The 13,846-nt window shown below is 55.9% G+C and carries 7 protein-coding genes; all 7 read right to left on the bottom strand.

Annotated features, from left to right (window positions below):
- Nucleotides 1-200 precede the first annotated feature (200 nt).
- Nucleotides 201-893, bottom strand: a complete 693-nt coding sequence (locus tag G0D83_RS10715) for a competence protein CoiA (RefSeq protein ID WP_164193156.1) — start codon at nucleotides 891-893, stop codon at nucleotides 201-203.
- 11 nt (nucleotides 894-904) lie between these two features.
- Nucleotides 905-3,112: a hypothetical protein gene (locus tag G0D83_RS10710; RefSeq protein ID WP_164193154.1), complete on the bottom strand. Its 2,208-nt coding sequence runs from the start codon at nucleotides 3,110-3,112 to the stop codon at nucleotides 905-907.
- 95 nt (nucleotides 3,113-3,207) lie between these two features.
- The gene (locus G0D83_RS10705; protein WP_164193152.1) at nucleotides 3,208-5,379 is read right to left on the bottom strand and encodes a DEAD/DEAH box helicase; all 2,172 of its coding nucleotides are present in this window, start codon (nucleotides 5,377-5,379) and stop codon (nucleotides 3,208-3,210) included.
- Nucleotides 5,380-5,384: 5 nt separating this feature from the next.
- Nucleotides 5,385-6,692, bottom strand: coding sequence for an ATP-binding protein (locus G0D83_RS10700; protein WP_164193149.1), 1,308 nt, complete (start codon nucleotides 6,690-6,692; stop codon nucleotides 5,385-5,387).
- Entirely contained in the window at nucleotides 6,685-9,213 is a 2,529-nt protein-coding gene (locus tag G0D83_RS10695) for a TerB N-terminal domain-containing protein (RefSeq protein ID WP_164193145.1), read from the bottom strand. The genes G0D83_RS10700 and G0D83_RS10695 overlap by 8 nt, the downstream gene beginning before the upstream one ends.
- 415 nt (nucleotides 9,214-9,628) lie before the next feature.
- The gene (locus tag G0D83_RS10690; protein WP_164193141.1) at nucleotides 9,629-12,703 is read right to left on the bottom strand and encodes an AAA family ATPase; all 3,075 of its coding nucleotides are present in this window, start codon (nucleotides 12,701-12,703) and stop codon (nucleotides 9,629-9,631) included.
- A complete protein-coding gene (locus G0D83_RS10685) occupies nucleotides 12,700-13,842 on the bottom strand; it encodes an exonuclease SbcCD subunit D (protein ID WP_164193138.1) in 1,143 nt (380 codons plus the stop codon). Before G0D83_RS10685 ends, G0D83_RS10690 begins: the two co-directional genes overlap by 4 nt.
- Nucleotides 13,843-13,846: the final 4 nt, after the last annotated feature.

Below are 13,846 nucleotides of genomic sequence, written 5' to 3'. Positions count from 1 at the left end.
GACGGTGACGGTGACGGTGACGGTGACGGTGACGGTGACGGTGACGGTGACGGTGACGGTGACGGTGACGGTGACGGGCCTGTGTCAAAAACCTGCTAAAACCGCAAGGGTTTTGCCGGGGATTTTATCACATCTAAAGGGTTGATCTAAGGCGGAGTAGGACGAACGGCCAAGAACGACCGTTTGTGGCCTGACATTTGTTAGAACCTTCTGCGCCTTCCATAACCGCGCCGGGTGGGTTCTGCAAACTGGACCACTGGCAACGGCCTCCCCTCATTGATCAACTTTGCGAACTCCTCCTTTAAAAAATCGAAGAGATAGCGGCTTCTGCCTTGTGCGGCTGTAAGCAAGCACAGATTTTCGCCACCAAAGTCAAATCCGACAATCTTGCCCAGTGATCCCCATTCCTTAAGGAGCCGGGTTTCCTCGCAATAGACGGTATAGATATCTACGCCATCGAACCGTTCCCAGCGGTTTTCTGAAAGCATCCGTTCATATTGGATCATATCAGATGGGCGGCGGGTTCCATCGATGATCCAGATCACTTGGCCGTAGAAATTAGTGCGCTTTTTCACTTCATCAGGCTTGATAGCAGAGTGCTGGAACTCGATCACAAGACCATAGGATGTTTTGATATCTGCTATATGCAGCTCACCAGTTTCATCACGATCTGGCACCTCTTGCCAGTCTGTGACAAACCGGTTCTTCCAATCGCGGTGCCATTCGGTTTCGTTTTCCCACCAATGATCACAGTGACGGCGCCCTTTGTGTGCCCAGTGCCAGACCTTCTTGGTGCCACATCGGGCTATCATGTCGGTATTGCAGCCTGGACATACACCCAAGGCACCAGGCGTCGCCTCAACTCGTTGACCATTCAAAAGTGCAAAACGCATTCTGAGTATGCCTATCTTAAATCTGACTTAACAGCCTGATACAGCGCCACCAATTCAGCCATACCCATGTCTAGGATTGGTTCATACATGAAGGAATTGAGGTGTATGTTCGCTGGCGTGATTAGATTGACGCGGCGTAGAAGTCCAATTTTCTCGGCTTCGTTGTTGAACAAGTCTTTGAATTTTTGTAGTATTTTTCCCATAGTTTTGTTCGAAACATCATAATCTGCTTCCGCAGAACGGATCTTCGCGACCATGTAGCGTTCGGCTCGCATCCTGATAGCAATTGAGAGAGCAATCTTATGCTCTAGATTTATGCCATCGGCAACGTTCTCACACTCATCGGCAGTCGCGAATAAATACTCCACAACTTTTTTCGTCAAATCAACATCTGGAAATGTACAACCCGCCAAATGACGTTCGAACACGATCTTGTAGTCCTGAATAGTAAGGGCTTCAGTTTCATCCTTGAAGTGGAGCATCCTAGTAAGCTGTAGGTAGTCAGCGTTAGCGTTCCCATCTGAATCTTTAGGACCGATCGTGTATTCAATTAAATTACGCAGGAACGGGATATACGCGATTAGAACGGACGGTTCCGCCAACCTTCCCTGCCACTTACGAAACGGACTCTGGATGTCTGTCTGCTCAAAAGGCTCAAGTTTAATTCCATCCTCAGATCGAAAGGCCAGCCGACACTGATGTGCTGGACAGATATCTCTACTTGAAACTGTTCGAAGGAAATCAAAGTTATGAGTCAGAACGATAGCTAGGAAATTAGTATCTTCGACCTTGGTCACATCTTCCAGGAAATCAATGATCGCAAACTTGTTCTTGTAGTCAAAAGAGTCCGAAATATCGTCAAAAACAAAGAGGGTCTTGGCCCGGTTCTTCCACCGCACAAACACCTCATACATGATATCCAAGATGTACAGTGCTCGGCTTTCGCCGGTGCTCAGAGCACGAAGTAAATCCTGCTTTTCAGATGAAGCGTATCGCCTCTCCTCGCCCGCATCTCTGACAACGAAGGCTATGGATGGAGCACTGCCTTTGAGAATCGCATCTGATTTGTTCTCAACAGCAAGTTCAAATGGCAAATAAAGAAAGCGGCGATTGAAGTCGGCAACCACGGCATCCCAATCGCCTCTGCTTTCATCTGCTTCTGTGACGATTGCATCCAGGTCCCGTTGACCGGTTCGATACTCTGAAACAAGAGTTTTGTACTCATCAAATGCAACCCGAAGATACTGCATCCACAGGTCACGTTTAAGGCCTTCCGGATCGCTTAGCATCGGCAGAAGGTGTTTGTTTTCTGTGATATAGTCCCGGAAAGCCTGTAGTTCTTTATTTTTGAGCTTCGAGTTGAATGTGTCGAACTTCTTCGCGACTGTCTCATCGTTCAAAACGCGAAGCTTCTCCTCCTCAATGCGTTCGCGGAGAGATTGGTCCGAGGAAACCTCTTCCATCTGATCAGTGTTTTCATCTACCAAGCTGATGCGATGCCCAGCACCGAAGAAGTTATTCGCCTCCAGCTGCTGCTGAACCTGAGCAACATTGTGATACTGAAAGTTCCTTCGTAGGATTGGAGACTGCTCGGTGATCTCATCATACTTTTGCGCAAAGTCTTCGACTGCAGCCGCTACGTCTTCACTGGAAAGGAATTGCTGAACTTTGGGATCATAAATGATTTTGTAGTCGATTTTGGAAAGGTCTGACTGGCTGACTCCCCCGAGTTCATCCTCTATTGCAGCAAGTGCCTCATAGTAGCTACTGCTAAACACATCCTCGATAATCGAGTCTAAATTCTCCCGGGACCTTTCACCAAACCCTGCAGCGTTTCTGAGAGCTCTGTCCAAAGATTTTTTTGCTTCGCCAATAGACTGATGGATTTTTTCGTACTTCGATCTAAGCTCAGCATTTGCGAGAAGAGTGGATACCTGGCTTGAGGAGAATTTGTCATCGTACGACTTAACGACGAAAATTTCCTCTTTCTTAAGCCCCTCCCCATTCAGGGTGATCTCGCAAGTAGGTTCGCGATTCGGGAAATGCAGGTCCTTAGGCGTGTTGCCTTCCGAAAGATCCATCATTGTCTTCGCAAACGATGTTTTCATGACACCGTTCGGAGCATAGATGGCGTAGCCTTTATGCTTAAACTCCAGCTCTGCCTCAAGCTTTCCAATTCCATAGCAATATCTTAGATTTATGTTCAGCTTATCGGCCACGACATTCTCCAAATGATCTCTGCGCCCCCAAAGGCAATTGCATTTGTCCCTAGCGGTTCAGAGCATGCAAGGGAACAACCTCTGCTTCCCACCGCTCATGCCTGAATGATCCTTTCAACCAACGTTGGAAGAATTTGAGGAACAAGCTTCGAACTGGCTGCATCCAACTCCAAGAGCGGCTTCGACAGGTACGGATGAAACTTCTCCGACATGAAGTTCCCTGCTCCCGCGAACAGATCGACAGGTTCGCCGGATCGAATATGCGCTAGCACCGTTTGAAGGTCGGGGGTTTCGTCCCCGTCCTCCACCAGCAGAAACCCGTCATGCTGTTCAACCAAGAACCCCTTACTTCTGAGTGCGAGCGCGAGAGTTGACGTCTTCACCGTTCCGACCCGCGTTGCGATAATCGATGTACGCTCGCCAGAACTGTAGATATTCTTGCTCCGGAACCCGATTTGCTCATAGTGGGCGCGCGCTTCGTCTAGCAGCGCTAGCGAAACGGCCTCCATGTAGGGTGGATTGATATCCCCCTCGAGCACACTGAACATTCGGTCGATGACCTTGTCATGAATGTCGCCTGCGTCGCCGCCGAAGACGGGAGGCACACCGGCCTTCGCGGGTTTGACGATGATGACCTTTTCACGATCATGGATTTCATGAACAACCCAACGCCGCCCAGAAAAAATCAGTAGCATCCCGGGAGCAAGAACATTGTCGATTGGCAGAGTTCCAAGATCCCGCCCCTCTGCAACCAAACGGAATTCTTCAGGTGTCTGGAACACCGCATAGAAGCTATAATGCTCAACCAGTTTCTCGCCTGTCGGCCCCAAAAGTAACAGCCCGCTGCCGGCCTGTTCGATCAAGCCGGTTTCTGGATGGCCGATAGCACGCAACACATCTGCGAAGACTTCGGTTGTGACCTTCCGAAAGGGGCCTTCGCGGCAGAGCACGTTGTAGACTGCGCTTGCAGACGCACCGCCGCGCTGCGCAATGACCGACAGAATCTGATGGACGAGCGTCGAGAGATGAAGCGCCTGCGGTTTTGGCGGTTCGCACCAGCCTTCCAACAACAGATCTATCATCGCGATGGACCTGATCAGGCCGAGGCGAAGACGATCCACGAAACTGCTCTCCGGCGTCAACTTGGCTTCGACAGCGTACTGCCTGAGAATGGCAGGTTGTCCTTCACGCCGGCCTGACCGGCCAAGCCGTTGTCGCAACGCCGCGACGCTGAATGGCGCACCGATTTGAGCCACGCAGGTCACGTCACCGATGTCGATTCCAAGCTCAAGCGTCGACGTGCAAACGGCTGTCGTCGGTTTCGCAGGGTCCTTCAAGCGCCGCTCTACGAAGTCACGGTGTTCTCGGGAGAGGCTCGCGTGGTGGGGATAGAATTCCTGTGGCAGGTGCTCCCGTTCGCAAAGCTCCCGCAACCGATCTGCGTAAATCTCGACCCGTTGGCGCGCTCCGGCGAAGACCAGGTTGTCGCTGCTGCGAAGGTGTCTGAAAAGATGGGCTGCTATGGCATCCGTTGCGGATGGACTGTTTTCATCTTCATCGCCTGAGACGTAGCCGCGAAGCTGGAGCCTCAATTCAGCCTCGCCGCCATCTGCTTCGATGAGCTGGACAGCGTTTGCGGCGTCAGGGCGAAGATAAGCCTTGGCGAGGTCCATGTCGCCCAGAGTAGCTGACAGACCTACCCGACGTATTGGGCGCTTTATTGCGAGCTCGAGCCTCGTGAGCAGTGAACGAAGCTGGACACCGCGTTCGCTGTCCAGAACCGTGTGCAGTTCGTCGATCACGACCGCCCGCGTGGCCCCAAACAGGCGGGCAACTTCCAAACCGCGACGAATGAAAAGCGCCTCAAGGGACTCCGGGGTTATCAGAAGGACTCCTTTTGGAGATTTTAACGCGCGCGTCTTGATCGATTGCGAGACATCCCCGTGCCAGGGAACAACCGGAAGCTCTGCTTCCTGGCAGATGCCCTCCAGCCGCATGGCCTGGTCCGTGATCAAGGCTTTCAGCGGGCCGATGTAGAGCAGGTCGAAGCCGGTGCCGCCCGACGGCTCGTCAAGCACCTGTGAAATCAACGGCAGGAACGCCGCCTCGGTCTTTCCGCCCGCCGTGGACGCCGCAACGATCAAATCGGCGTTGGTCTCGTAGATCGTCCGGATGGATCGCGCCTGGATGTCGCGAAGTTCGCGCCATCCTTTCTGGCGTATCCATTTCTGAACAGGCCTCGCCAGTTTATCGAACGCACTGCTCATCGGCGTCAGAGCTTGAAGCTGATCAGGTCATCGTCACCGGGGTCTTGGGCGCCAGTCGACTCGTCTACCTCGGTCATGTCTTCGCCGAGGTCTTCGGAGACTTCGATCTTTTCGATCAGATCGCTCCACTCGACACCGGGGTTTTGCTCAAGCACGGAAAGCAGGTTCACGAATGCCGTCACCGTATTGCGCGGGGTGCGGAAGTAAGCTTCACCGATCCGGTCCGAGCAATGCGCCATAAAGGCTTCGAGCGCGTCGTCCGGCAGAGCACCGGCATCATCCTGCATGATCCGCCGGACATTGGCCAGAAGAACGAAGAGATCTTCAGGGGTCAGGCTGGCCAGCCGGACAACGGGTCCTGAAAGGTCGACCAACCCGTCTCTTGCGAAGGTGTTCTCGGCCAAACGCGATTGAAGGGCTTCGTAACTGTAGAGCCCTCGACGGGTGTTCATCAGAAACTCCGGGGTCCCGCCCATGAGAAATCCGAGGTTCTCGGCACTGCCCTGCAGCACATCATTCAGGATCCGGAGGATCTGCTCGTAGTTTGCATTGCGAGCCTGCGACGAGGTCAGCTTGTAGAGGTTTACCATCTCGTCGAAGCCGACGAGCAAGCCTTTGTAACCGGCCTCGCACACAAATGCCGACATCAGCTTCAGATGGTCATAGACACTGGCGTCGTCGATGATCGTTCGCACTCCAAGCGCCTTGCGCGCGTCGGTGCGTGTCGCGAACTCGCCGCGCAACCATCTCAGGGCTGCAGATTTCAACTCGTCGTCGCCGGTCTCATGGCCTTCCCAGTATCGACGGATGACTTCGGCGAACTCAAACCCTCCGGTAAGTTCTTCAAAGTGGCCAAGGCGTTCACGTATGACGGTCCCCGTGGGCAAATCCCGTTCTTCGGCATCTCGGTGCGCCTGGCTGACAAACCGCTCCACCACGCTGGCCAAAGCCCCGCCATCGGGCTTTGTCCGCGTCGACAGGTTTCGAGCCATCTCGGCATAAAGCCCCCGAGCTTGTCCACCTGTCGCGTGAATGCGGCGATCCGGCGCCAGATCAGCGAACATCACGACCAGGCCTTTCTCCAGAGCCACAAGGCGGATCAGGTTCATGAAGAACGTCTTACCCGATCCGTATTCCCCGATGATGAACCTGATTGCCGATCCGCCATCGGATATCCGATCCATGTCTTTGACGAGTTCTTCAATCTCTCGAACGCGGCCAACCTGGATGTGACGCAGGCCGAGCTTGGGCACGACCCCGGCCCGAAGCGCCTGTACGATTGCATCGCGTTCGCGTGGTTTCAACTTAGACATCCCTGCCCTCCGCACTCATCGTTTCTTTTACCGCCTCCGCAATCTCCGGAGACACGTCATATCCATCATACTCGTCGAGAAGCGCTTCATCGTAGGTCTCAAAAGCCCATTCGTTCACCACTTCCAGTGCCCCGGACGCCATCAAGCCATGCAAGGCGCAGATCGTCTCGAACTCTGTGTCAGACCAATGCTCCCGAGTAACTAGTTCGAGGACAAGGGCGCCATGTTTCGGGTCAAGCCCCGCCAGCTGGCTTTGGCTGGCGGGCCCGGACGCACCACTTTCTTCCTCTTCGACGTCGAAAATCTGCCCTAGGACAGACGACACGCGCTCGGTGTCAGAACGGATTGCTGCGATCCGGGAAGCGTCGAGTTTCGGTCCGCTGGCTTTTTCGAGCGCGGGTATCGCTTCGCCCGGGCGGCCCGGTTGCGAGGCACGAACGGTGCGAGGACCATCCGCAACTTCGCCAGCATGCAGGTCAGAGTAGGCAAGCGCGGGGTCAAGGCCCAAAGCCTTGTAGATTTTCTCGATGCTTGCGACTTCGTCGGAGTGAATGATGCCATCGGCATGTGCTGCACCAACCAGCGCTGCCCGCATGGCGGCCTGGTTGTCTTGGCCCACCTCTTTCAGTTTCCGCCGCAGAAGTGCCATGTCCGGTGGCACGGCCAGGAACCATTCAAGGTTTGCACGAAGCCTGCGGCGTTCCTGATCGCTGAGGGCCGCGGCAGAAACCTGATCTTCCAACGCCCTGCGTTCAGGCTCTGCGATGCGACCATCAGCATGGGCGACGAACGACCCAAGTGCCAATTCGATCAAGGCGCTTCTATAGCTGTCGGAAACTTCCTCCAGTCTTTCGATGGGTTCACCCAGGTTAAACAGCACAACGGGCTCCTCCGCCTTGGGCGACCGGAGCGCAAACCGAGGGTCGGGCGCCAGACCGAAACCGAGGCGCGCGAGCGCGTCGGCGGCTCCTGTCATTTGCCGTTTCCCGATCTTCTCGTTCGTTTCTCCCTCCAGACGCCCGATCACCTCCTCGAGCGGCACCAATCCCCCCCGATCGACGATATCGCTTGCCCAAGATTTCAAGCGGTCCATTTCCTCTGATGGGAAGGCATCCCATAGTTCAGAGGGCAGCAAAGCATGCGCTTCCACGCTTCCGCGGCCATCGGGATTTCGGCCCAGGAAGCGACTGAGCTTGTCGAGGTCGTTCATCACCTCGTCAGCCAACTCCTGGGCAATCTCGACCGGTTTGCGCAGACCGGAAATATCCGGGACCGGTTTGCCATCAACGGTTGGGTTGGCAGCCCCCTGAAACTCGCTCGAGGCGGCCCTATAAGAAGCCGTTAGTGATTTCCGGGGTTTGGTCACTTTGAGCCCATCAGGAAAACGCCGATCAAACCGCAAACGGAAAAGAGCGACGAACTCGTCACGGCACCGTGTCGCGGGAGTTCTCAGATATGTTTCCGGATGGCAGATGAACCAACTCAGCAACCAGTCAGCTGTCAGGTTCTCGCCTTTGTCGATCCGAGCTCCGATTGCGTATTTGAGTGAGAACGGAAGTTCCCAGCCCTGCTTCTCGAACATCGGCTCGATGGCGTCGAGGTCGGTTTCGGCAAGCATCGCAATGTCGAGGAACTCCCCCAAATAACGCCTGACAGAGTGGTTGTCAGGGTACAGTGACTGCAGCCGCCGAACTTCCTGGACGATATCCTTGGCATCTTCGTTGGACTGATCGACGAAGAAGCGACGCTCCAGTCCGTAGAAGTACAGGAACATGTATCCAGGGTTGTAGGAAGCGTCGTTGCGCCCGCTGGCCAACCAGTCGAGGTAGGTCGCCCGGCACTGAGGTGAGATATCCGCGTATCCGGGCCAGTAGGGCATACCTTCACCAGCTTTGTCGGCTCCAGAGCGCGCGACAGACAGAGACGGATCGATATAGGCTCGGCACTTGTCACGATACCCGTTGGTGTTCAGCAAGGGAGGCGTGCCGACATAGACCATCCCGCCGATGTTGCGGCCGGCGACGCTAGCTGTTTCATTAGACGGGACCCACCCGCTTTTCGATGATCGGGCCGATGCGCTCGATGCCACTCGCGTTGGTTGGTTTCGTTCAGCGACCGCTGCAACTGCCGGCGTCGTAGACTTTCCAGCCCGAACGATTTCGGCGTAGTCCTTCTTTGGTGGGGAATAGGCCTGAACGGTCGCCGGCGCTTTGGGCGCATTGGCTTGGCGAGTACGTTCGCGCTCACGCTCGTTGCGTGTGTCGTAGGCACTTGGTCGGGCTACCGGCTCAGATCGAGATGTTCGGGTTTCGGAGCTTGCCTCGGCTTGCGCTTGTACAGCGACTTTCCTCGATTTCCGTTTTTCTTGCCACCAGACCAGAATCACAGGAACACCGAATGCAAACACCATCTGGCTGCCAACCGGCCATGATTGCAATACAAGTGCGACAATTACCAAAGCAGCAAAGAAATAAATCGCCAAAAAAAATGTAACGCGAAAAACCCTCCATACAAGACTCATCAATAAAACCTCCAAACTGGCCAGCTCGATCTCAAGAAACCACCGCCTGCATCTCAACCTTTAGGCGATTTTTCTCTGCTAGAACAATCGAATCCCCGAGTGGGGTGCACATTTCAGCAGTTTTCGAATAGGTCAGGCGTGTTGGCGTCACGCACTCGGCTCAAACCTTCGCCAACATGCAAACATGGGTGCTTGATCCTATTCAATCCCTTTGCGCCCTCAAAATGAGCGCTTCCACCATTGGGCATACGAACCGTAACCACGTCTGCACCGCATATGGGGCACTTATGCCGGAAACTGCGCTGGCTCTTTGCCTTCGAAGAAGACTGCAAGACCCAGCTTTCTCGAACGTCGGTAGTGCCACCGCTTGACAAGCGCCGCGAATGAGCTCGCCGTCGAAACCAACGAGGTACCATCAAACCAACCCCCTTTCCTCTATACTACTCCCAGACATCCCTTTCCTGACATAGAAGCCGTTGGGGATCGCCTCTTGAACAAGCGGTACATGCGAAATCAAACCCACGGCGCGGTTCTGCCGGACAATGGAGTTGAGAACCTGTAGGACCTGTTCGAGGGTGCCCGACCCATTTTCGGTGTCGAGGCTTCCAAACCCTTCGTCGATGAAAATCGTGTCGAGCCGGACCTTGCCGCTCGCCGCTTCGACCACGTCGGCAAGACCCAGTGCGAGAGAGAGTGCGGCAATGAACGTCTCGCCTCCAGAGAGTGTGCTTGTGGCGCGCGATTTCCCTGTGTGCGCATCAAACACCTGAGTTCCAAGGCCGCGTTTACCTCGCCCTCCATTCTCCATCTCGCGCTCAAGACTATACTGGTAGTTTGTCATTGGGCCGAAACGTAGGTTTGCAGCCTCCAAAATCTGGTCGAACATCGCGCCTATTGCGAATGTCTCCAGGGTCAGTCTTTGCGAATTCTGCCCGTTCACCAGCGCTGCTAGACCGCGCAGCGGGCCAGATGCCGCTTCCGCTTCTTCAAGCTTGCGCAGCGTCTCTTCCATCCCCTTTCTAAGCCGATCCAGATGATCGACATGGCCCTGAGCGGCGACGCGTTCTTCGGTTGCGTTGCCGAGCGCCTCGCCATGGGTTTGGTGCGTTTCTCGTAGCGCTTCGAGATCAGGCCAGGACATCCCTTCGATCGCAGAGGCGGCATCTGTGGCTGAATCAGACGCACTCTTGTGCTCGCGCCGGTATGTCTCGACGGTTTCCCTATCCTCATCGAGAGTTTCGACGGCCGGCTTGAGAGACTGAAACGCCTCTGCTGTAAGTCCAGCGCCAGCCAGTTTGGTTCGGAAGACCTCCACCGCCTTCTGATGGCGCGTTTTGCAGCCCGCGAGCACCTTGTCTGCGCTTTCAAGATCCTTGACCGCGCCGAGTGCTTTTTCGCGAGCGGAGTTCAGCGCCTTTTCCGCGGCAGTCCGCGCCGCCTGGAGCGACTCCAGAGATCCGGTCACCTTCTTCTGTGTGGCCGCGAGCGCCGGCACATCGCGCAGGTTCTCCGGCACCTCGGCGAGCCTGCCATCGCGCGCCGCCTTGGCCTCAGTTGCCTTGTTCCGCCGCTCGTCGAAGCAGTCCCGCAACTCATCGCGTTTCCGCTCCAGTTCCTCGATCTGCAGTGCCAGTTCCTCGATCCCGGCCTCCGCGGCAAGAATGTCAACCCAGGGCCCAAGCGCCGCGAGTGCGGCATCCTCACGACCGATCTGCGCCGCGATGACTTCCGCACGCTCTTCTGGCGTCTCCAGCGCGGACAAGCGTTTCCGTCGCTCTTCGAGCGTAGCTTGCGCCCCGACCAGTGCTTCGCCGGCTTGCCTGGCTTCGCGATCGGCGGCCAGCCATGCTTCTCGTGACTCTCGGAACACCTTGTCCAGGCCGGCACTGCCGATCTCTCCTGTCGCAGGCGCGGGGTGCTCGGTCGCGCCACAGACCGGACATGGCGACCCTGCTTCAAGTCTAGTCGCAAGGTGCAGCGCCTGCGCGGACGCGAGATTTCTTTCGGCTATCTCAAAAGTCTCTCGCACCTTCTCGGCTTTTCCCGAGGCAGCTTCCGACATCCGAAGCTGTTCTTCGATAGCACCGTTAGCAGTTGCAACATCCTGCAAAGCGTCCTCGTAGTTTTGGGCGGCTAATTGCCTTTTGTCGAGCTCAGTGCGCCGACCCTCGATCTCCGCGCGCTTCGTCTCCGCCTCTCGCGCGATTTTTAGCGCTGCGATTTTCGAAGTGCGCTTCTCCTGCAGTTCGGTCAGTTGTACCTTTGCTGCCTGAAAAGCGTTGTCGGCGTCCCGCTGCTCTTTCAGCGCGGTTTCGACTTCCTGATGGCTATCGGCTGCTGCCTCGAGGATGCGACCATACCTCTCCAGTTCATCACTTTTCCGGCGCAGTGTTTCGACTTCTTCGGCACGTTCTTCCTCACTTCGGAGCGCCTTTGTCGCCTTGTCCGCTTCTTCTTTGGCCTCCTCGGCGGTCCTTTTTGTATTTTCACGTGTGGTCTCGGCTTCACCAACTTCGCGTTCGGCATCCTTCACACGTTCCTCGACGTCGATCAAACCGCGGGCGCACTCGGCTTGTCGGACCTGCTCGGCGAGCGCTTCGACATCATCCTTCCGCTCTTCAAGTACAAGAAGCCGTTCCCTCATCTTTTCGGCTGCCGCAAACTTTTCCTCGATGGCCTCTGCTTGGCGCAGCGCCTTCTCGGCAGCTTCCGCCGTCTCCTTCTTGGCTTCTTCGTGTGCACGAAGCTCTGCACATTTCGCAGTTGCGGCTTCGATGCCCGAAATCAGTGCATCGGTGCTTTCGAACCCTTCTGCCGCGAGTTGCCTGATGCAGAGCGCACGCTCCTCCCGCACCTGCCGTTCAGCCTCATCGGCTGCTGACTTGAGATTGGCCATGAGCTTCTCGTATAGCGAGACATCGAAGAGTTCTCGTAGGATTTCGAGGCGCTCTTTCGTCTTGGCCGAAAGGAATTTCTCGAAGCGCCCTTGCGGCAGCAGGACGATCTGGCGAAATTGCTCGGAGCCATACCCGAGCATCTCAACAACAGCCGCGTCGACGTCGCGCACCTTCTTCTCGGCCAAGATCTTGCCCCGCGCCGCGTCTGTAATGTCGTCCAACGACCTTCCGGTCGCATCGAACAGAAAGGCTTCATGTGCGCTCCGCGTCTCGCCTTCACCGCGTGCCTTGGGTCGCATCTGGTCGGGTCGGCGAAGCACAACATATCGCCGCTCACCAATGTCGAACACGAACTCCGCCTCGGTCATTACATCCGGATCGGCGTGATCGGAGCGCAGCGAAGGAGCGTCTTGCTCTGCCTTCGCCGCTTCTCCAAAGAGCGCAAAGGTCATCGCGCTGAAGATGGTCGATTTACCTGACCCTGTTTGTCCGTAAATGCCGAAGAGACCCGCCTCAACGGCATCCCGAAAGTCGATAACCACCCGACCTGGATAGGGACCGAACGCCTGAAGTGTTAGCCGAACCGGTCTCATTGGACGTCCTCCGTCTCACGCAGGCGACCGAGTGCCGACGCTACGACCTCCAGTTCGTTCTCTAAGAACCCTTCTTCCCGCACGTGTTCGAGGAAGTCGCCAATGACTTCGACAGGGTTCGCGACCGCTAGGGCACGTCCCGCTAGGGACTTTACTTCTGGCTCCCGTTCATTCCGCTCGTAGACAAGTTCACAGGCGTTCGGGAACACGCCGCGGATGCGCTTCATTCCATCGATCACAGGCGCATCATCGGTAAGCACGGCTTTGATAAAATCGTCAGATCGGTCTGCGAGGAGAAGTTCTGCGTGACGTCCCTTCAAGACGCGCACTTGGCGAATGGGTTCAAAAGGAATGCTCTCAATCGTGGCTTGCCCGACCGCATCGATCTCTACGAGGCTCATCGACTTCTGGCAGTCGGATTCATCAAACCCGAAAGCTAATGGAGATCCCGAGTACCGGATATGAGAAGCACCAACCGATTGCGGCCGGTGCAGATGCCCGAGCGCCACATAATGAGCACCTTCAAACACGGCCGAACTGACGGTCTCGATGCCGCCGACCCGAGTGAGAGGCCGCTCGCTTTCGCTGCTCGATGCCCCGGCTACAAATGCATGCGAAACGACGACCCAACGCGTGCCATCGGGAATGTTGCGCCGACCGCAAGCCACTTGAGCCGCGATAACGTCCTCGGGAGTGTGGAGAGCTTCGTCGGAAAAACATTCACGGGCGGCATACTCGTAGGCGAAGGGCAACCCTGTGAACGCCACAGGTCCGTGGGCGTCCGTGAGTAACAGCGGCTTCTCGTCCGCACTGATAGCCCCACGTATTAAAGCGCGTCGTGTGTCTGTCATGATCGCCATCGACGCGATTCGATCACCCGAGTCGTGATTGCCGGCGATCATTACCACGGCCGCCTCGGTCTCCGAAGCGACGCGTGCCAAGAACCTATTGAACTGACGCACAGCAGACGTTGGCGGGGCAGCCCGGTCAAAAATATCTCCTGCAATCACAAGGACATCAACGCTGCGGGAGGTAATCGCCGAAACGATCTGGTCGAGAATTGCTGCGTGATCGGCATCAAGAGGAATCCCGTTGAGCTGACGCCCGAGATGTAGGTCGGCGGTATGGAGAATCCTCATGGCA

The sequence above is a fragment of the Salipiger sp. PrR003 genome, assembly GCF_010500785.1.
Lineage (GTDB): Bacteria > Pseudomonadota > Alphaproteobacteria > Rhodobacterales > Rhodobacteraceae > Salipiger > Salipiger pacificus_A.
The sequence above is the reverse complement of the archived record's forward strand: the minus strand, read 5'-3'. Positions and strand labels throughout refer to the sequence as shown.

Bases quoted from the DNA above. Each gene is read 5' to 3' on its own strand.
- G0D83_RS10700 (WP_164193149.1), bottom strand. From the start codon at position 6,692: ATGTCTAAGTTGAAACCACGCGAACGCGATGCAATCGTACAGGCGCTT.
- G0D83_RS10695 (WP_164193145.1), bottom strand. From the start codon at position 9,213: ATGAGTCTTGTATGGAGGGTTTTTCGCGTTACATTTTTTTTGGCGATT.
- G0D83_RS10715 (WP_164193156.1), bottom strand. From the start codon at position 893: ATGCGTTTTGCACTTTTGAATGGTCAACGAGTTGAGGCGACGCCTGGT.
- G0D83_RS10690 (WP_164193141.1), bottom strand. From the start codon at position 12,703: ATGAGACCGGTTCGGCTAACACTTCAGGCGTTCGGTCCCTATCCAGGT.
- G0D83_RS10705 (WP_164193152.1), bottom strand. From the start codon at position 5,379: ATGAGCAGTGCGTTCGATAAACTGGCGAGGCCTGTTCAGAAATGGATA.
- G0D83_RS10685 (WP_164193138.1), bottom strand. From the start codon at position 13,842: ATGAGGATTCTCCATACCGCCGACCTACATCTCGGGCGTCAGCTCAAC.